Genomic DNA, 20,174 nt, shown 5'->3' with positions numbered 1-20,174 from the left:
CCACAGACCACGCATCCGCCCCCGCCTGACCGCAATGGAGTCACCCCATGTACCGTTGGTTCGCCCACCATCTGGGCAATTTTAGCGTCACGCTCAAACTCGGCATCGGCTTCGGCACCGTGTTGCTGCTGACCCTGCTGATCGCACTCACCGGTTGGCAGGGGCTCAACGGTGTCACCCAGCGCGGCGACACCCTGGGCGAGATTTCCCGGATTCACCAGATCACCCAGGACCTGCGCATCGCCCGCCAGACCTATGAGCACAAACGCGATGCTGCCAGCGCCGACGCGGTAGAGAACGCCCTGGTAGAGCTGGATCGCCAGCTCAAGAACGTGGAACAGCACATACCGCCCAGCGAAAACGGCGACCGCCTGCAACGCCAGAACGAGGCGGTTACCCAGTACCAGCGCGCCTTCGCCGACCTCAAGCAGGCGGCCCAGGCCCGCGAGGCCAGCCGTGCGACCATGAGCAGCAGCGCGGAAAAGACCGCTGCATCGCTGGATCAGGTAGAGCGCGGGCTGCTGCAAGGCGGCGATATCCAGACCTTCAACAGCGCCGTGCAGGCCAAGGCGCTGATGTTGCAGGCCCGCTTCCACGTGCGTGGCTACATCTTCAGCGGGCAGGCCGAACTGCAGCAGACCGCCCTGCAGGCCATCGACCAGGCCCTGAGCGTCATCCGCAGCCTGCCGGCCAAGGTGCCGGCCGAGCATGCCGATGCCCTGGCCGCCGCCACCCAGGCGCTGGCCACCTACCGCAACGCGGTGGAGCAGTTCAGCCTGTCCCAGGCCGCCAATGACGCGGCCCTGCAGCACATGGCCGAACAGGGCACGCTGCTGATCGACCTGAGCCAGCAGATGAGCCGCAGCCTCACACAACTGCGCGACGACGAATCGCAGCACGCCCAGTCGATGCTGGCCCTGGCCACGGCGCTGGCGCTGTTCTTCGGCATCCTCGCCTCGTGGGCCATCACCCGCCAGATCGTCGTGCCCCTGCGCCACACCCTCGGCGCCGTGGACCGCATCGCCAGCGGCGACCTGCGCCACGACCTGCGCGTGGAGCGCAGCGACGAACTCGGCCAGTTGCAGCACAGCATGCAGCGCATGACCGTGAACCTGCGCCAGCTGATCGGCGGTATCGGCGATGGTGTCACCCAGATCGCCAGCGCCGCCGAGCAGCTCTCGGCCGTCACCGAGCAGACCAGCGCCGGGGTCAACAATCAAAAGGTCGAGACCGACCAGGTGGCCACTGCCATGAACGAGATGGCCGCCACCGTGCAGGAAGTGGCGCGCAACGCCGAAGAGGCCTCGGAGGCGGCGCAGATGGCCGACCAGCAGGCCCGCGAAGGCGACCGCGTGGTGGGCGAGGCCATCGACCAGATCGAGCGCCTGGCCGCCGAGGTGGAACACTCCAGCGAAGCCATGGGTCAGCTCAAGGCCGAAAGCGCCAAGATCGGCAGCGTGCTCGACGTGATCAAGTCGGTGGCCCAGCAGACCAACCTGCTGGCCCTCAACGCCGCCATCGAGGCCGCTCGTGCCGGCGAGGCCGGGCGCGGTTTCGCGGTGGTTGCCGATGAAGTGCGCAGCCTGGCCCAGCGCACACAGCAATCGACCGAAGAGATCGAGGAGCTGATTGCCGGCCTGCAGAACGGCACCCAGCAGGTCGCCACGGTGATGGACAACAGCCGCAGCCTGACCGGCAGCAGCGTCGAGCTGACCCGCCGCGCCGGCACCTCACTGGAAACCATTACCCGCACCGTGTCCTCGATCCAGGCCATGAACCAGCAGATCGCCGCCGCTGCCGAGCAGCAGAGCGCAGTGGCCGAAGAGATCAACCGTAGCGTGATGACGGTGCGCGATGTGTCCGACCAGACCAGCGCCGCCAGCGAAGAGACCGCCGCCTCCAGCGTCGAGCTGGCGCGCCTGGGCACCCACCTGCAGACCCTGGTCGCCCGCTTCAGCCTGTAACCCCCCGCCCTGCCGGCAGCGGCGTTGATCGCTGCCGGTGTCCGGCCCCCTGTGGCCGTCGAACAAATAGCGAAAAGTCCTACAGCGTTTGCAGGTCCAGACCTTGGCGCTCCAGCCGATGCGTTCGCATTGGCGCACCCACGGGTGCGTCTGAACCTCGTACCTGGAGAGCCACCATGCTTGTGACGATGAATCGGATGCTGGGCAACCTGAGCATTCAACTGAAACTGGCCCTGGGCTTTGCCCTGGTTCTGTTGCTGACGCTGGGTATCGCCCTGATCGGCTGGACCACCCTGGAAGACCTTGCCGACCGTAGCGACAAGCTCACCGACATCGGGGCGGTGAACAAGGAGATCCAGGATGTGCGCAACCAGCGGCTGGTCTACGAGCGCAACCTTGAGCCTGCCGTCGGCCAGCAGATGGACAAGGAGCTGGACGACGTGGCCGAGCGCCTGGCCTACCTGCAGCGACGCCTCAACGTGCCGGCCAACCTTGCCCGGGTACAACGCCAGGAAAACACCCTCGACCAGTACCGGCGCACCTTCGCCGAGCTGCAGACCACGGTGCAGGCGCGCCAGCAGGCACGCGACGCCCTGGGCAGCAGCGCCGAACGCGCGGTGGTGCTGCTGGCGCCAGTCGGGCAGGCCCTGCGCGAGCGTGCCGACTTCAGCGCCTACGCCAGCCTGGTGACGGTGGACCAGCAGATCCAGCAGGCCCGCTTTCACCTGCGCGGCTACACCTACAGCGGCCGCGCCGAATTCGAGGCACCGGCACTGGCCGCCATCGACCAGGCGGCCAGCCAGCTTGACGCACTGCCCGACAGGCTACCGAGCACCTATCGCGACACCTTGCGTGCCGCCGCGGGGGCACTGGCCGACTACCGCGCCGCCGTGCTCGACTTCAGCGCGGCGCGCAGCGCCAGCGACTCGGCCCTGCAGCACCTGGCACAGCTGGGCGACAGCCTGCTGGAGGTGAGCGACGAGCTGACCCAGTCGCAGACCGAGCTGGTCGACCAGCAGGCCCTGCAGGCACGCTACAACCTGGGCCTGGCGATCGCCATTGCGCTGCTGCTGGGCATCGCGGCCGCGTGGGTGATCACCCGCCAGATCACCACGCCCCTGCAGCAGACCCTGCGCCTGGTCGAACGGGTGGCCGGCGGCGACCTGAGCCAGACCCTGGTGGCCGAGCGACGCGACGAGCTGGGCGAGCTGCAGCGTGCGATGCAGCGCATGACCGTGAGCCTGCGCGAGCTGGTCGGTGGCATCGGCGAGGGCGTGACCCAGATCGCCAGCGCCGCCGAGCAGCTCTCGGCCGTGACCGAGCAGACCAGCAGCGGGGTCAGCACGCAGAAGGTCGAAACCGACCAGGTGGCCACTGCCATGCATGAAATGGCCGCTACCGTGCAGGATGTGGCGCGCAATGCCGAGCAGGCCAGCGAGGCCGCCACCCTGGCCGACCAGCAGGCCGGCGAAGGCGATCGGGTGGTCAGCGAGGCCATCGACGAGATCGAGCGCCTGGCGGCGGCGGTCGACCACTCCGGCGAAGCCATGGCCCAGCTCAAGGCCGAAAGCGACAAGATCGGCAGCGTGCTCGACGTGATCAAGTCGGTAGCCCAGCAGACCAACCTGCTGGCCCTCAACGCGGCCATCGAGGCCGCCCGCGCCGGCGAGGCCGGGCGCGGCTTCGCCGTGGTCGCCGACGAGGTACGCGGCCTGGCCCGACGCACCCAGCAATCCACCGAAGAGATCGAAGGCCTGATCGCCGGCCTGCACCGCGGCACCTCCGAGGTCGCCGGGATTCTGGACAACAGCCGCGAGCTGACCCTGAGCAGCGTCGAGCTGACCCGACGCGCCGGCACCTCGCTGGCCACCATCAGCACCACGGTGTCGTCGATCCAGGCGATGAACCAGCAGATTGCGGCCGCGGCCGAACAGCAAAGTGCAGTGGCCGAGGAAATCAACCGCAGCGTGATCAACGTGCGCGACGTGTCCGACCAGACCAGCGCCGCCAGCGAAGAGACCGCGGCCTCCAGCATCGAGCTGGCACGCCTGGGGGTTCAATTGCAGGCGCTGGTCGGGCGCTTCCAACTCTAGGTGGAATTTTCCGCCTGCAAGATGGGAATTTTCCTACAGCATTTGCAGGTCCAGCTTGGCCTCCAGTGGCCGATGAGCACAGGTAGCTGCGCCCGACCCTATCCAGGCGCTACATCCCTCATTTCACTGGAGAACCGTCATGTTCGCACCTTTGTACCGGATGCTTGGCAACCTGAGCGTCAGGCTCAAGCTGGCCCTGGGATTTGCCAGCGTCCTGCTGCTGACGCTGGCGACCACCCTGGGCGGCTGGCATGCACTGAACGAATCCATCGACAGCTCGCAGCGCCTCACCCAGATTGCCGCGATCAACGACCTGAGCAAGGACCTGCGTGCCGAGCGCATCACCTACCGGGTGCTGGCGGACGACGAGAGCAGGCGCAGGATCAGCGCGACCCTGACCGAACTGGAGCGCCTGCTGCAGAGCATGCTGGGGCAGTTCGACGATGCGGCCGACCGCCAGGTGATCACGGCCAATCAGCAGGTGGTCGGCCAGTTCGTGCGCGACTTCGACACCTTGCAGCAGGCCGTCGGCACGCGCCATACGCACGAAACCGCCCTGCGTGAACAGGAGCAGCGCCTGCTCGACGGCATCGACACGCTGGAGCAGAAGACCCTGCTGGGCGAGCGCCAGGGCAGCGAACGGCAGGCCTCGGAGCAGCGCCTGTTCGCAACGCTTGCACGACACATCGAGACCGCCGGCCAGCAAAGCCGCGCCCCGGCCTATACCTTCAGCCCGCTGAGTGCCTTCGAACAGGTGGGTGCCAGCGCGCTCGGCGCCGCCCAGGCCAGCCTGGCCGATCTGAGGCGCAACCTGCCGCCCAGCGACCTGCAGGCCACTACCGCCGCGCTCGCCAGCTATGTGCAGTTGCTGGACCGCTACCGCCAGGCCGCCATCGCGGTAGAGCAGCTTCAGGGCGGGCTGGAGGCCATGGGCAACCAGCTGCGCGATGCCAGTCGCGTACTGACCCGACACCAGATCCAGCTGCGCGACGAAGAAGCCCTCGAGGCGCGCAGCATGCTCAGCGTCATCGCCTTGCTGGCGCTGGTACTCGGCAGCCTGGCCGCGTGGCTGATCACGCGCCAAATCACCGAACCGCTCAGACGCACACTGCAAGCGGCGCAATGCATCGCCAAGGGCGACCTGCGCAGCGACCTGCGGGTATCACGCCAGGATGAGCTGGGGCAGTTGCAGAACAGCATGCAGCAGATGGCCCTGAGCCTGCGCGAGCTGATCGGTGGCATCGGCCAGGGCACCGGCCAGCTGACCGCTGCGGTGGGCGAGCTGTCGAGTGTCGCCGAGCGCACCCAGGTGATGACCGGCAACCAGAAGGACGAGACCGACCAGGTGGCCACCGCGATGAACGAGATGGCCGCCACGGTACTGGAGGTGGCGCGCAACGCCGAGTTCGCCTCGGCGGCAGCCACTGCCGCAGACAGCCAGGCGCGCGAAGGCAACCAGGTGGTCAACGACGCCATCGGGCAGATCGAGCAGTTGGCCAGCCAGGTGGAGGAGTCGATCCTGGCCATGCAGCAGCTGGCCCAGGAGAGCGAGCGTATCGGCAGCATCCTGGATGTGATCAAGTCGGTTTCGTCGCAGACCAACCTGCTGGCGCTCAATGCCGCCATCGAGGCTGCGCGGGCGGGCGAGGCCGGGCGTGGTTTTGCGGTGGTGGCCGATGAAGTGCGCGGCCTGGCCCAGCGTACCCAGCAGTCCACCGAGGAGATCGAGGAGCTGATAGGCAACCTGCACAGTGGTACGGCGCAGGTGGTGCACCTGCTCGACAGCAGCCGCGACCTGAGCCGCGACAGCGTCGAACTGAGCCGGCGGGCGGGCGCGGCGCTGGGGCAGATCACCGAGACAGTGTCGAGCATCCAGGGCATGAACCAGCAGATCGCCACGGCCAGTGAAGAGCAGAGCTCGGTGGCCGAGGAGATCAACCGCAATGTGATGACGGTGAGAGATATTGCCGATCAGACGACCACGGCGAGCCAGCAGACTGCGGCGTCGAGCGTGGAGCTGGCGCGGCTGGGGGGGCAGTTGCAGACGTTGGTCGGGCGGTTCAGCCTGTAACGGCCTCTTCGCCAGCAAGGCTGGCTCCTGCAGGTGCGGCGAAACCCTGCAGGAGCCAGCCTTGGTGGCGAAGGCCACGCTGCGGTTACAGCACCTGGCGCAGGAACGCCTGGGCTCGTGGGTCCTTCGGCGCAGTGAAGAACGCCTCCGGTGGCGAATCTTCCAGCAACTTGCCGTGGTCGAAGAACAGCACGCGGTCCGCCACTTCCCGGGCAAAGCCCATTTCGTGGGTCACACAGACCATGGTCATGCCTTCCAGGGCCAGGGTCTTCATCACGTCCAGCACCTCGCCGACCATCTCCGGGTCCAGCGCCGAGGTCGGCTCGTCGAACAGCATCACCTTCGGCTCCATCGCCAGCGCACGGGCAATCGCCACGCGCTGCTGCTGGCCACCAGACAGGCGCGAGGGAAACTCGTTGGCCTTCTGCGCAATGCCCACCTTCTCCAGCAACGCACGCGCCTTGGCCTCACGCTCGGCCTTGCCACGCTTGCGCACCACCTTCTGCGCCAGGCACAGGTTCTCCAGCACGGTCATGTGCGGGAACAGGTTGAAGTGCTGGAACACCATGCCGACTTCACGCCGGTAGGCATTCACGTCGGTCTTCGGGTCGGCCAGTTGCAGGCCGTCGATGGCCACGGTGCCCTCGTCGAAGGTTTCCAGGCCGTTGAGGCAGCGCAGGAAGGTCGACTTGCCCGAGCCCGACGGGCCCAGCACCACCAGCACTTCGCCCTTGGCCACGTCGGTACTGACGTGATCCACCGCACGCACCACCTGCCCACGGGTGTCGAAGACTTTTACCAGGTCACGGACTTCAATCACTTTGCGCAAGCCTCCGCTCGAGCCGGCTGGCGAAATGCGACAGCGGCAGGTTGATCAGCAGGTACAGCCCGGCGACGCAGAACCAGATCTCGAACGTGGAGAACGAGGTGGTGATCGCCTCGCGGCCACTCTTGGTCAGTTCGGTGATGGCGATCACCGACACCAGCGAGGTGTCCTTGACCAGGCTGATGAACTGCCCGGCCAGCGGCGGCAGCACGCGCTTGAACGCCTGCGGCAATACCACGTGGCGCATCGACTGGCCGGCGCTCAGGCCCAGCGAACGGGCCGCCTCGCCCTGGCCGCGGGCAATCGACTGCACCCCGGCGCGCACGATCTCGGCGACATAGGCGCCGGTGAACAGCGCCAGTGCCGCCACCCCGGCAAACTCGCGGGACAGGTTGAGCACGGTGCCGATGAAGAAGTAGAAGATGAAGATCTGCACCAGCAGCGGCGTGCCGCGCACCAGCTCCACATACACCGTCGACAGGTCGCGCAGGGTCGGGTTGCTGGACAACCGGCACAGGCCGGCGAACAGGCCGATCACCAGCCCCAGCACCCCCGCCGCCACCGAGATCCACAAGGTGGTGAACAGGCCCCAGGCCAGCGGCCCGGCGGCCCACTGGTGAGTCACGCCGATCAGGTCGCCCTCGGCCACGTCGTCGCCACGGTCCATCTGCAGGCTGGCCTGCTCGACGTTCAGCACCTGTTCGGCGCCGCTCTCGTCACGCAAGGTGACGCGGGCCATGTCGCCCTTGCGCTCGATCGCCTCGATCACGCCGTTTTCGGCGGCGCGCTGGGCAACTTCGGCCTGATAGGCAAAGTACTGCGGCACACGGTTCCAGCGCCACTCGTAGGAGATCACCGAGGTTGCGTAATACAGGCTCAGCGCCAGGCCGATCAGGACCAGCGCCGTCAGCCCGTGCCAGGGCCACTGGGCTTTCTTGTGTTTGATCACGGGGGTACTTCCGTAAAAGCGAACGCGCAGGGCCAGCCTGCGCGTCGGGTTTCGAACCGGGCGTGGGGCCGCGGCCTTATTCCATGTCCTTCAGCCAGGCGGTGTCCTTGAACCACTTGTCGTGGATTCGATCGTAGGTGCCGTCGTGCTTGATCTGGTGCAGGAAGTTGTTGATGAAGTTCAGGCTGTCGTAGTCGCCCTTCTTCAGGCCGAAGGCCAGCGGTTCGAAGGTGAACGGCTCGTCGAGGAACAGCAGCTTGCCGGCGCCGGCCTTGTTCACTGCCACCACGTTGTACGGGGCGTCGTAGACGAAGGCGTCGGCCTTGCCGTTGACCACGTCCATCACCGCTTCCTGCTCGTTGTCGTAGCCGTGGTACTTGGCCTTGCCGATCAGCTTCTTGGCGACCATTTCACCGGTGGTGCCGAGCTTGGAGGTCAGGCGGTACTTCTCGTTGTTCAGGTCCTTGTAGGTCTTGATCTCGCCGGCCAGCTCCTTGCGGATCAGCAGGGTCTGACCGACCACGATGAAGGGTTCGCTGAAGTTGAGCTTGAGGTTGCGCTCCTGGGTCAGGGTCATGCCGCTGCCGATCATGTCGAACTTGTCGGTCATCAGGGCCGGGATGATGCCGTCGTAGGCGGTGGAGACGGTTTCCAGCTTGACGCCCATGGACTTGGCCATGGCCTTGAGGATATCGACTTCGAAGCCGATGATCTCGCCACGCTTGTTGGTCATCTGGAACGGCATGTAGGTAGGGTCCATGCCTACGCGCAAGGTGCCGCGCTTGACCGCGTCATCGATGGCGCCGGCTGCCTGTGCAGCGTTCACCGTCATCAGTGCCGCGACGCCGATCATCAGCATCGACAGATACTTTTTCATCATCACCAGATCCCCCAGCAGGAAAACTTCGAGTTTTATTATCGGGGGGGATGCTAACGCATGGGGGGCGTTGTTGGTATCAGAAAAAGGAGTGAAACATCGCCGGCAAAGCCGGCTCCTACAACGGCACGGATGACCTGTAGGAGCCAGCGTTGCTGGCGAAGGGGCCCGCAGATCAGGCCCCGGCGAGTGCGGCCTGCCCCTCGTGCTGCGGGTGCAGCGGCAGCAGTGGCGAGTGCGGGTCGTTGGCAATCGACTCACGCCACACATCCAGCCAGGCGCGGTTGTCTTCGGCCCACACGCGGCTGTGCAGCCGTGCCAGGGCGACCGGGTCGCTGAGCAGCGCCAGGCGCGTGGTGCCATCCAGCGCGGCCGGGCCGACTTCCAGGGCCTTGGCGATGCGCTCGGCGCGGTTGCGCTCGACCACCTCCGCCACGCCATGGCGCGCGGTTGCCAGGGCACAGGCCAGGGCGTTCTGTTGCGGGTCGACCACGGCCCGCACAAAACCGTCCTTCAGCGCATGCCAGCGGTTTTCGTGGGTGTACTGGTCGGTGGCCAGCAGTTCCTGCGGCGTGGCGTATTCCTCAGGGATCAGGAACAGCTTCTCGTCCTTGGCGCGCAGGCCCAGGTTGGTGCGGCTGGAAATCACCGACACCGGGATCGACAGCATCAGCGAGCCCACGATCGGCACCAGCCACCACAGGAAGCTCGGGTTCAGCCACGCCACCAGCAGCGCCCAGGCCACGCCCAGCAGGGTCTGCGGGCCATGCCGGCGCACCGCTTCGCTCCACGGGGTGGAGTCGTCGTCACGCTGTGGCGAGTTCCAGGTCGCGGCCCAGCCCAGGAACGCGGCCAGCACGAAGCGGGTGTGGAAGATCATGCGTACCGGCGCCAGCAGCATGGAGAACAGCATCTCCAGCAGCATCGACAGGGTGACCTTGATGCGCCCGCCGAACTCCTTGGCGCCCTTGGCCCAGATCAGGATGATGCTCAGCAGCTTGGGCAGGAACAGCAGCACGATGGTGGTGGAGAACAGCGCGATGGCTTTTTCCGGGTGCCACTGCGGCCACAGCGGGTAGAGCTGACGCGGTTCGAGGAAGTACTGCGGCTCCATCAGGGTGTTGGTCGCCAGCAGCGCGGTCGACAGCACCAGGAAGAAGAACCACAGCGGCGCCGACAGGTACGACATCACCCCGGTGAGGAACACCGCACGGTGCACCGGGTGCATGCCCTTGACCAGGAACAGGCGGAAGTTCATCAGGTTGCCGTGGCACCAGCGCCGATCGCGCTTGAGCTCGTCGAGCAGGTTGGGCGGCAACTCTTCATAGCTGCCCGGCAGGTCATAGGCGATCCACACGCCCCAGCCGGCACGGCGCATCAGTGCGGCTTCGACGAAGTCGTGGGACAGGATCGCACCGGCGAAGGCGCCCTTGCCCGGCAACGGCGCCAGGGCGCAGTGCTCGATGAAGGGTTTCATGCGGATGATCGCGTTGTGGCCCCAGTAGTGCGACTCGCCCAGCTGCCAGAAGTGCAGGCCGGCGGTGAACAGCGGGCCGTACACCCGGGTGGCGAACTGCTGCATGCGCGCATACAGGGTATCCATGCCCGACGCCTTGGGCGCGGTCTGGATGATCCCGGCGTCGGGGTTGGCTTCCATCAGCCGCACCAGGCTGGTGAGGCATTCGCCGCTCATCACGCTGTCGGCGTCGAGTACCACCATGTAGCGGTAGTCCGCGCCCCAGCGACGGCAGAAGTCGTCGAGGTTGCCGCTCTTGCGTTTGACCCGGCGACGACGGCGACGGTAGAAGATGCGCCCGAAGCCCTTGGCCTCGCGGCATACGTCCAGCCAGGCCTGCTGTTCGGCCACGGCGATGTCGGTGTCGTTGGTGTCGCTGAGCACGAAGAAGTCGAAGCGGTCCAGGTTGCCCGTGGCCGCCACCGACTCGAAGGTCGCACGCAGGCCGGCGAACACCCGAGCCACGTCTTCGTTGCAGATCGGCATCACCAGTGCGGTGCGCGCCCCGGCCTCGATCGGCTCGTTGCCGGCGCTGCTGCCCGAAATCCGGTACTTGTCACGCCCGGTGAGCAGTTCCAGAAAGCCCATCAGCGCGGTCCAGAAACCGGCCGACACCCAGCAGAACAGAATGCCGAACAGGATCAGGATGCTGGTCTGCAGCGCATATGGCCACACCTGGGTGACGGTCTGCATGAACGACTGGTGCATGATTTCGTCGAGGTCGACGAACGACCAGCCCTGGTACGGCAGGATGCCCTTCATGTACCAGCCGGCGACCACGGTCTGGCCGAGCATCAACGCCAGCAGGATGTAGCGGCGCATCGAACCCACCCAGCGCCAGCGCGCCTTGGGCAGCTCGCGCTGTTCAGGCGCCGGCGCGTTGGTACGTCCGGTGACCCGGCGCCAGGCGCGCACCAGGATGTTGGTGCGCCATGGCTCGGGGATCACCCGGGTGCGGTGGATCGGCGGGGTGGCCTTCAGGCACACCCGGCCACTGGCGTCGAGGGCGAGCATCTCGGCCTCTTCCAGTTCCGCGGCGCTGTCCAGGGTCAGGCGGCTGCCCACCGAGCCCTGTACCGAACCGTTTTCACCCACCGGCGGCTGCGCCGACAGGCGTCGGTGCAGCTCGCTGAACGAATTGCAGCTGGCCAGTTCGGCGCGCTGCTCGTCGCTCAGGGGCAGATGGGCCAGGTACTCGCCAAGCGATTCCGGCCTTTGTGAAGAGTTACTCATCGGCAGGCAACTGATAGCTCCAGGTCTCGGTCAACACCTGTTCGGTGGTGGCCGGTGTCCCGGTGGTGGTCGCCGCATCGGCGGCTGGCGGCTGGGCAGGTTTTTCCTGCTTGGCGTGCTTGGCAGCGGCCTTGTCCTGCTTGGCAGGCTTGGCCGGCTTGGGCTGTTCGACCGGCACGTCGCGCAGCAGCGCGGCGCGCATTTCGGTGGCCTTGCTCGGGTCTTTGACCTTCAGGCGCAGGGTCAGGCGCCAGCCCTTGATCTCGGGGTTGTAGCGCAGGTTGTTCTCGACCACTTCGGCGTTGTCGTCGGTGGTCACCTGGCTGCGCACGTTGGCATCTTCCGGCAGGGCGGCCAGCACCGGGCCCTCGAAGTCGACCAGGAACGCGATGCTGCCATCGGGCTGGCGGATCAGGTTGGACTGCTTGACGTCACCGGTGGAGCGCAGGGTCTGCTTGACCCAGCCCAGGTTCGGCGAGTGGAACTCGGACTCGTCGATGGTCCAGTGCAGGCGGTAGTTGAACTCGGATGCCACACCGGGCTCAGGCAGTTTTTCCGGGCTCCAGAAGGCCACGATGTTGTCGTTGGTCTCGTCGGCGGTCGGGATCTCGACCAGGTCGACGGTGCCCTTGCCCCAGTCGCCGCTCGGCTCGATCCAGGCGCTCGGGCGCTTCTGGTAGTTGTCGTCGAGGTCTTCGAACTGGCTGAACTCGCGCTGGCGCTGCAGCAGGCCGAACCCACGCGGGTTCTCGACGCTGAAGTTGCTCACGGCCAGGTGCTTGGGGTTGTTGAGCGGGCGCCACAGCCATTCGCCGTTGGCCGCATGGATCGACAGGCCTTCGGAGTCGTGCAGCGCAGGGCGGTAGTTGGGCACCTTGGACGGCTGGTTGCCGCCGAACAGGAACATGCTGGTCAGCGGGGCGATGCCCAGGCGGCTGACGTGGTCACGCAGGTACACCCTGGACTTGACGTCGACGATGGTGTCGGTGCCCGGGCGCAGGGTCAGCTTGTAGGCGCCGGTGGAGCGCGGCGAATCGAGCAGCGCGTAGATCACCAGGTGCTTGTCGGTCGGCTTGGGCTTCTCGACCCAGAACTCGGTGAAGCGCGGGAACTCCTCGCCCGACGGCAGCGCGGTGTCGATGGCCAGGCCACGGGCCGACAGGCCATACACATGGCCCTTGCCGACCACGCGGAAATAGCTGGCGCCAAGCAGGGTCATGATTTCATCCTGCTTGTCGGCCTTGTTGATCGGGTACAGCACGCGAAAGCCGGCGTAGCCGAGCTTGTCGGTGGCCTTGGGGTCGAACTGCACGTCGCCGAAGTCGAAGCGGCTCGGGTCGTACTTGATCTCCTGCACCTTGTTGGCGGTGACTTCGTTGATGCGTACCGGCGTGTCGAAGTGCATGCCCTGGTGGTAGAACGACAGCTTGAACGGGGTCTTGTCCTGGGCCCACTCGGCCTTGTCCTGCAGGAAGCGGATCTTCTGGTAGTCGCCGTACTTCATGTCACGGAACACGGCCGGCAGGTTGCTCTTGGGTGCTTCGTACTTCTGCCCGGCCAGGTCTTTGGCCTTGGCTGCCACGTCGTCGAGGTTGAACGCCCAGAGCTGGCCCGCGCTGAGCAGGCAGACCAGTGCAGAGGCTGCCACGAAGGCCTTGCGCAGCCGATTGGCGGAAGTTCTTGGTGCATTACAGGGACTTACAATCACGAGCAACCCTCGCCGAAAACAGATCAAAGAACCAACGGCCAGCGACGTATGCCGGGTTGGCGAGCACTGTTCGGACTCCGAAAGGGCACAATGATTCCCCAAACGGTTCCGGACGATGCTCAAGTCAGAGTAAAACGGGCCTGCGAACGCAGGCCCACATTTCGCGCGATTATCCAGCAGGCCGCGTTACAACGCATCAGGGCCAAGCAACTATTTATGCTGAAAAGCCGCTGTTTTCATGCAAGCAGCGGCCTTTTCACCTTCATATTTGTAGCATAAATGTCACAGGGCCATCATTGACCAGGTGAACCTGCATGTCCGCACCGAAACGCCCGCTCGCCACCGTGGGGTGCTTGAGCCTCGCCTGGGCCAGCAGATAGTCGAACAGTTCGGCACCGAGTGCCGGTGGCGCGGCGGTGGAAAAGCTCGGGCGCAGGCCGCTCTGGGTGTCGGCAGCCAGGGTGAACTGCGATACCAGCAGCAGGCCGCCGTCGATGTCCTTGAGCGACAGGTTCATCTTGCCCTGGGGGTCGCTGAACACCCGGTAGTTGAGCAGCTTGTGCAGCAGCTTGTCGGCGTGGGCCGGGGTGTCGCCGGGCTCGACGGCGACCAGCACCAGCAGGCCCTGGTCGATGGACCCGACGATCTCGCCGTCGACCTCTACCCGCGCGCCACGCGCGCGTTGCAGCAGGCCCTTCACGCTTCTTCCAGCGGCAGGTCGAGCAGGCGCCGGGCAATCTGGTCGGCGGCGCGCACCAATGCATCGGTGATGCCGGGCTCGGAGGCGGCGTGGCCGGCGTCGCGAATCACTTTCAGCTCGCTGTTGGGCCAGGCCTGGTGCAGCGCCCAGGCGTTGTCCAGCGGGCAGATCACGTCATAGCGACCGTGCACGATCACCGCCGGCAGGTGGGCGATACGCGGCATGTCGCGGATCAGCTGGTCGGGCTCCAGGAACGCGTTGTTCATGAAGTAGTGGCATTCGATGCGGGCAATCGACAGGGCACGTTGCGGCTCGGAGAAGCGGTCGACCACCAGCGGGTTGGGACGCAGCGTCGCGGTGCGGCCCTCCCAGGTGGACCAGGCCTTGGCCGCGTGCATCTGGGCGATCTGGTCGTTGCCGGTAAGGCGCTTGTGGAAGGCCTTGACCAGGTCGTCGCGCTCGTCGGCCGGGATCGGCGCGATGTAATCCTGCCAGTAGTCGGGGAACAGTCGGCTGGCACCCGCCTGGTAGAACCATTCGATTTCCTGCGGGCGGCACAGGAAGATGCCGCGCAGGATCAGCCCGTGCACGCGCTCGGGGTGGGTCTGGGCGTAGGCCAGGGCCAGGGTCGACCCCCAGGAACCGCCGAACAGCACCCATTTTTCGATGTTCAGGTGCTCGCGGATACGCTCGATGTCTTCGATCAGGGCCTGGGTGGTATTGTTTTCCAGGCTCGCGTGCGGGGTGGAGCGACCGCAGCCGCGCTGGTCGAAGGTGACGATGCGGTACAGGTTGGGGTCGAAATAGCAGCGGCTTTGCGCATCGCAGCCGGCGCCCGGGCCGCCATGAATGAACAGCACGGGCAGACCTTCCGGGGAACCGCTTTCATCGACGTACAGTACATGCGGTGCTTCCACGGCCAGATCGTGCCGGGCGTAGGGTTTGATCTGCGGGTACAAGGTCTGCATTACGCACTCCGTGTGGGGAAATAGGCTGCCGTTGGGCATCATAAACCCGAAATGCGCTTTGAGCATGTACCTGTGTTCGGCTTTCGGGCCCCTTCGCCGGCAAGGCCGGCTCCTACCGGTTCGCAACCGTCTGCAGGAGCCGGCCTTGCCGGCGAAGGCAGCGCCGCGGTCCTATGCCGGGTAACGCTCGCGCCCCCACCCCAGCATCGCCACCAGCATCTGCTCCAGCACCCGCTGGGTCGGCTGCGCCAGATCGTCGCGGTAGGTGAACGGCGCCACCTCCTCCATGTAGTTGCACTGCGCCAGTTCCATCTGCACCGCATGCACGTTGTTGGCCGGGGCGCCATAGTGACGGGTGATGTGCCCGCCCTTGAAGCGCCCGTTGAGCACATGGCTGTAGCCCTGCGCGCCGGCCGCCACCGCCCTGACCCGCTCGGCCAGCGCCGCATCGCAGCTCGCGCCATTGAAGGTGCCGATGTTGAAGTCCGGCAACGTGCCGTCGAACAGATGAGGGATCACCGAGCGGATCGAGTGTGCATCCCACAGCAACGCGTAGCCGAACTGCTCGCGCAGGCGCGCCAGCTCGCCGGTGAGGGTGTCGTGATACGGCCGCCAGATGGCCTCCAGGTAGCCCGCCCGCTCGGCCGCACTCGGCTCCAGCCCCGCCTTGAACAGCGGCTGCCCTTCGAACAGCGTGGCCGGGAACAGCCCGGTGGTGGCGCCGGCATACAGCGGCTGGTCATCCTCGGGCCGGTTCAGGTCGATGACGAAGCGCGAATACTCGCCCACCACCACGCTGGCGCCCAGCTCACGGGCAAAAGCGTACAGGCGCGGAATGTGCCAGTCGGTGTCCGGCAGGCCCCTGGCCTCGTCCACCAGCCCGGCCTCGACCGCCGGGGTCAGCCTGAGCCCGGCATGGGGAATGCTGACCAGCAGCGGCAGCGTACCCTGGTGAAAACTCACGACCTTGTCCATGCAGCCTCCCCTTTATCGGTCAGTTCAACGCCGTGGCGCACCACCCGCTTGTGCAGGTCGCCGCCCAGCCAGTAGGCCAGGTCTGCCGGCCGTTCGATGTCCCAGGCCACGAAGTCGGCCACCTTGCCGACCTCCAGCGAGCCATGGCTGTCGCCCAGCCCCAACGCCGTGGCGGCATGCACGGTGACACCGGCCAGGGCTTCTTCGGGGGTCATGCGAAACAGGGTGCAGGCCATGTTCAGCATCAGGCGCAGCGACAAGGCCGGCGAGGTGCCGGGGTTGAGGTCGCTGGCAATCGCGATCTTCACGCCGTGCCTGCGCAGCGCGTCCATCGGCGGCAGCTGGGTTTCGCGCAAGAAGTAGAACGCCCCCGGCAGCAGCACCGCCACCGTACCGGCCTGGGCCATGGCGATGGCATCGGCCTCGTCCATGAACTCCAGGTGATCGGCCGACAGTGCCTGGTAGCGCGCCGCCAGGCTCGAACCGTGCAGCGACGACAGCTGCTCGGCATGCAGCTTGACCGGCAGGCCCAGCTCGCGGGCCTTGAGAAACACCCGCTCGACCTGCGCCGGCGAAAACGCCAGGTATTCGCAGAACGCATCCACCGCGTCCACCAGCCCTTCGCCAGCCAGCGCCGGAAGCATCTGCTCGCAGATGTGAGTGATGTAGTCGTCGGCGCGCTCGGCGTACTCGGGCGGCAAGGCATGCGCCGCCAGGCAGGTGCTGCGCACGGTCAGCGGCAGCGTTTCGCCGAGCCGGCGCGCCACCTTGAGCATCTTGCGCTCGTTGTCCAGGTCCAGGCCGTAGCCGGACTTGATCTCCAGGGTGGTCACACCATCACGCATCAGGGCCTGCACCCGGCGCAGGGCGCTGGCATACAGCTCGTCTTCGCTGGCGGCGCGGGTGGCGCGCACGGTGCTGGCGATGCCACCCCCCTGGGCGGCGATCTCGGCGTAGCTCACGCCCTGCAGGCGCTGTTCGAACTCGCCGCTGCGGTTGCCGCCGAACACCGCGTGGGTGTGGCAGTCGATCAGCCCGGGGGTGACCCAGGCGCCGCCCAGGTCGACCGTGCTGTCAGGCACAGGGTCTGCCAGCGCCTGGCGCGGGCCGATCCATTCGATGCGCCCGGCGCAGGTGACAATGGCCGCGTCCTCGATGATCGAGTAGGCGCCGTGCGCCATGCTTGCCACATGGCAGTGCTGCCAGAGGGTTTTCATGCACAGTCTCCGTAACTATTGAGGCGTCGACACCGGCTGCGTGACCGTGCCACGCGGCTTGCACCACAGCCAGTAGGCGGCCACCAGGAACACCACCCACACCACGCCGACGATCAACGCCGCCTGGGTGTCGGGGAAGTAGCCCAGCACACCGAACACGAACAGCATGAAGGCGATGGCTGCGGCCGGCCCATACGGCCAGAACGGTACCGGGAACTTCAGTTGCGCGACCTCTTCGCGGCTCATGCTGCGGCGCATGGCCACCTGGGTCACCAGGATCATCAGCCACACCCATACCGTAGCAAAGGTGGCAATGGAGGCGATCAGCAGGAACACGTTTTCCGGAATCAGGTAGTTGAGCACCACGCCACCGAGCAGCGCAGCGCCCATCACCAGCACGGTCATCCACGGCACGCCGTGGCGCGAGATCTTCGAGAAGCCCTTGGGCGCGTGGCCCTGCTCGGCCAGGCCGTACATCATGCGCCCGGCACCGAAGATATCGCTGTTGATGGCCGACACCGCCGCCGAGATCACCACGATGTTGAGCACCGTGGCCGCCGAACCGATCCCCAGGTTGCTGAAGATCTGCACGAACGGGCTGCCCTGGCTGCCGATCTGCGGCCAGGGGTACAGGCACATCAGCACGAACAGGGTGAGCACATAGAACAGCAGGATGCGCAGCGGCACGGCGTTGATCGCCTTGGGGATCACGCGCTGCGGGTCCTTGGCTTCACCGGCGGTGATACCGATGATCTCGATGCCGCCGAAGGCGAACATCACCACCGCGAACGAGGCGATCAGGCCGCCGACACCGTTGGGCATGAAGCCGCCGTGATCGAACAGGTTGCCGATACCCACCGTGTTGCCCGCCTCGGCATTGGCCAGGCCGAAGGCCATGATGCCGAAACCGGCCAGGATCATCGCCACGATCGCGCCGACCTTGAGCAGCGACAGCCAGAACTCCATCTCGCCGAACACCTTGACGTTGCACAGGTTGAGCCCGCCGATCAGGAACACGATGCCCAGCACCCACACCCAGCGCGCCACCTCGGGAAACCAGAAGCCCATGTAGATGCCGAAGGCCGTGACGTCGGCCAGGCACACGATGATCATTTCAAAGGCGTAGGTCCAGCCCAGCACGAAGCCGGCCATGGGCCCCAGGTAGGTGCTGGCGTATTTGCCGAACGAGCCGGACACCGGGTTGTGCACGGCCATTTCACCCAGTGCACGCATCACCATGAACACTGCCGCGCCGCCGATCAGGTAGGCCAGCAGCACCGCCGGGCCGGCCATCTGGATGGCCGCGGCCGAACCGTAGAACAGCCCGGTGCCGATGGCCGAGCCCAGTGCCATGAATCGAATGTGCCGGGCCGTAAGCCCGCGCTTGAGACCTTGTGCTTGAGATTGCATTTCGCGTTCCTGTTTTTTTTGTAGGCGAAAAGCAGCGCGAACCCGCCAGGGTTCGCGCGGCAGACGGCTGGCCTGCACGGCCAGCCGGTGGCGTCAGAGGCTGGGCAGCACCTTGGCCGGCAGCAGGCCGGTCAGCGTGCCCGCGGCCAGCAGGGCGATGGCCGCCTCGATGTCGGGGGCGAAGAAACGGTCCTTGTCGTAGTGCGCGACCTGGCCACGCAGGGCCTGGCGCGCCTGCTCCAGCTTGGGCGAGGTCTTGAGGCCGGTGCGCAGGTCCAGGCCCTGGCAGGCGGCCAGCCATTCCACGGCCAGCACACCGCGGGTGTTCTCGGCCATTTCCCACAGGCGCTTGCCGGCGGCCGGGGCCATCGACACGTGGTCTTCCTGGTTGGCCGAGGTGGGAATGCTGTCGACGCTGTGCGGATGCGCCAGCGCCTTGTTCTCGCTGGCCAGCGCGGCGGCGGTGACCTGGGCGATCATGAAGCCGGAGTTGACCCCGCCATTGGCCACCAGGAACGGCGGCAACTGCGACATGTGCTTGTCCATCATCAGCGAGATGCGCCGCTCGCTCAGCGAACCGATTTCGGCGATGGCCAGGGCCATGTTGTCGGCGGCCATGGCCACCGGCTCGGCGTGGAAGTTGCCACCGGAGATCACGTCACCCTCCTTGGCGAATACCAGCGGGTTGTCGGACACCGCGTTGGCCTCCACCACCAGTACCTCGGCGGCCTGGCGCAACAGGGTCAGGCAGGCGCCCATCACCTGTGGCTGGCAACGCAGGGAGTACGGGTCCTGCACCTTGCCGCAGTTCTGGTGCGAGGCCGACACTTCGCTGCCGTCGCCCAGCAGGTCGCGGTAGCAGGCGGCCGAGTCGATCTGGCCACGCTGGCCGCGGGCCTGATGAATGCGGTCATCGAAGGGCGAGCGCGAGCCCAGCACCGCTTCGACGGTGAGGCTGCCGCAAGCAACGGCGGCAGCGAACAGGTCTTCGCCTTCGAACAGCCCGCGCAGCGCATAGGCGGTGGACGCCTGGGTGCCGTTGAGCAGGGCCAGGCCCTCCTTGGCAGCCAGGGTCAGCGGCTCGAGGCCGGCTACCGCCAGCGCTTCGGTGGCCGGCAGCCATTGGCCCTTGTGGCGGGCCTTGCCTTCGCCCAGCAGCACCAGCGACATGTGCGCCAGCGGTGCGAGGTCGCCGGAGGCGCCCACCGAGCCCTTGAGCGGAATGTGCGGGTAGACCTCGGCGTTGATCAGGGCGATCAGCGCGTCGATCACCTTGCGCCGGATGCCGGAAAAACCACGGCTCAGGCTGTTGACCTTGAGCACCATGATCAGGCGCACCAGGGCGTCGCCCAGCGGCGCGCCGACGCCGGCGGCGTGGGACAGCACCAGCGAGCGCTGCAGGTTCTCCAGGTCGTGGCTGGCGATGCGGGTCGAGGCCAGCAGGCCGAAACCGGTGTTGATGCCGTAGGCGGTGCGGTCCTCGGCAAGGATCTGCTCGACGCAGGCCACGCTGTCTTCGATCTGCTGGTCGGCGCTGGCGTCCAGTTGCAGGGTCAGCGGTTGCTGGTAGATCGCACGCAGCTGAGCCAAGGTCAGGGTGCCAGGCTTCAGGGTCAGTTGGGTCACGTTATTGCTCCGTCTCGAAAGGCGTTCACGCCCGTCATGAA

14 protein-coding genes are annotated in these 20,174 nt (G+C 66.3%); 3 read left to right on the top strand and 11 right to left on the bottom strand.

What is annotated here, in order from left to right; translation table 11 throughout:
• Window positions 1-47 precede the first annotated feature (47 nt).
• The 3 genes from N0B28_RS01700 (at window position 48) to N0B28_RS01690 (ending at window position 6,128) form a co-directional block, all read left to right on the top strand.
• The gene (locus N0B28_RS01700) at window positions 48-1,964 is read left to right on the top strand and encodes a methyl-accepting chemotaxis protein (RefSeq protein WP_058541640.1); all 1,917 of its coding nucleotides are present in this window, start codon (window positions 48-50) and stop codon (window positions 1,962-1,964) included.
• A gap of 176 nt (window positions 1,965-2,140) precedes the next feature.
• Window positions 2,141-4,057, top strand: coding sequence for a methyl-accepting chemotaxis protein (locus N0B28_RS01695; protein WP_275730031.1), 1,917 nt, complete (start codon window positions 2,141-2,143; stop codon window positions 4,055-4,057).
• 139 nt (window positions 4,058-4,196) lie between these two features.
• Complete coding sequence (locus tag N0B28_RS01690) at window positions 4,197-6,128, top strand: methyl-accepting chemotaxis protein (RefSeq protein WP_275730029.1); 1,932 nt, start codon at window positions 4,197-4,199, stop codon at window positions 6,126-6,128.
• A gap of 85 nt (window positions 6,129-6,213) precedes the next feature.
• Here the strand turns inward: N0B28_RS01690 and N0B28_RS01685 are convergent, their stop codons facing one another.
• From N0B28_RS01685 to hutH, 11 genes are all read right to left on the bottom strand, one after another.
• Window positions 6,214-6,948: an amino acid ABC transporter ATP-binding protein gene (locus N0B28_RS01685; RefSeq protein WP_043862229.1), complete on the bottom strand. Its 735-nt coding sequence runs from the start codon at window positions 6,946-6,948 to the stop codon at window positions 6,214-6,216.
• Window positions 6,941-7,903, bottom strand: coding sequence for an amino acid ABC transporter permease (locus N0B28_RS01680; protein ID WP_043862170.1), 963 nt, complete (start codon window positions 7,901-7,903; stop codon window positions 6,941-6,943). Before N0B28_RS01680 ends, N0B28_RS01685 begins: the two co-directional genes overlap by 8 nt.
• Before the next feature lie 76 nt (window positions 7,904-7,979).
• Window positions 7,980-8,780, bottom strand: coding sequence for a transporter substrate-binding domain-containing protein (locus N0B28_RS01675; RefSeq protein WP_043862230.1), 801 nt, complete (start codon window positions 8,778-8,780; stop codon window positions 7,980-7,982).
• Between the two features lie 175 nt (window positions 8,781-8,955).
• Complete coding sequence (gene mdoH, locus N0B28_RS01670; RefSeq protein WP_275730027.1) at window positions 8,956-11,529, bottom strand: glucans biosynthesis glucosyltransferase MdoH; 2,574 nt, start codon at window positions 11,527-11,529, stop codon at window positions 8,956-8,958.
• Window positions 11,522-13,237 (bottom strand): glucan biosynthesis protein G, encoded by a 1,716-nt coding sequence (locus N0B28_RS01665; RefSeq protein WP_078479895.1) that lies wholly within the window; start codon window positions 13,235-13,237, stop codon window positions 11,522-11,524. Before N0B28_RS01665 ends, mdoH begins: the two co-directional genes overlap by 8 nt.
• A 262-nt stretch (window positions 13,238-13,499) precedes the next feature.
• Complete coding sequence (gene dtd, locus N0B28_RS01660; RefSeq protein WP_088514678.1) at window positions 13,500-13,937, bottom strand: D-aminoacyl-tRNA deacylase; 438 nt, start codon at window positions 13,935-13,937, stop codon at window positions 13,500-13,502.
• The gene (gene pip, locus N0B28_RS01655; protein ID WP_275730023.1) at window positions 13,934-14,905 is read right to left on the bottom strand and encodes a prolyl aminopeptidase; all 972 of its coding nucleotides are present in this window, start codon (window positions 14,903-14,905) and stop codon (window positions 13,934-13,936) included. Before pip ends, dtd begins: the two co-directional genes overlap by 4 nt.
• 171 nt (window positions 14,906-15,076) lie before the next feature.
• Complete coding sequence (gene hutG / locus N0B28_RS01650; protein WP_054915776.1) at window positions 15,077-15,880, bottom strand: N-formylglutamate deformylase; 804 nt, start codon at window positions 15,878-15,880, stop codon at window positions 15,077-15,079.
• A complete protein-coding gene (hutI, locus tag N0B28_RS01645; protein ID WP_054915777.1) occupies window positions 15,865-17,097 on the bottom strand; it encodes an imidazolonepropionase in 1,233 nt (410 codons plus the stop codon). The genes hutG and hutI overlap by 16 nt, the downstream gene beginning before the upstream one ends.
• A gap of 15 nt (window positions 17,098-17,112) precedes the next feature.
• Window positions 17,113-18,507: an amino acid permease gene (locus N0B28_RS01640; protein ID WP_123753321.1), complete on the bottom strand. Its 1,395-nt coding sequence runs from the start codon at window positions 18,505-18,507 to the stop codon at window positions 17,113-17,115.
• Window positions 18,508-18,600: 93 nt separating this feature from the next.
• Window positions 18,601-20,133: a histidine ammonia-lyase gene (gene hutH, locus N0B28_RS01635; protein WP_275730019.1), complete on the bottom strand. Its 1,533-nt coding sequence runs from the start codon at window positions 20,131-20,133 to the stop codon at window positions 18,601-18,603.
• Between the last annotated feature and the right edge of the window lie 41 nt (window positions 20,134-20,174).

The organism is Pseudomonas sp. SD17-1 (assembly GCF_029201585.1).
Lineage (GTDB): Bacteria > Pseudomonadota > Gammaproteobacteria > Pseudomonadales > Pseudomonadaceae > Aquipseudomonas > Aquipseudomonas palmensis.
This window is presented reverse-complemented; position numbering and strand designations above follow the sequence as displayed.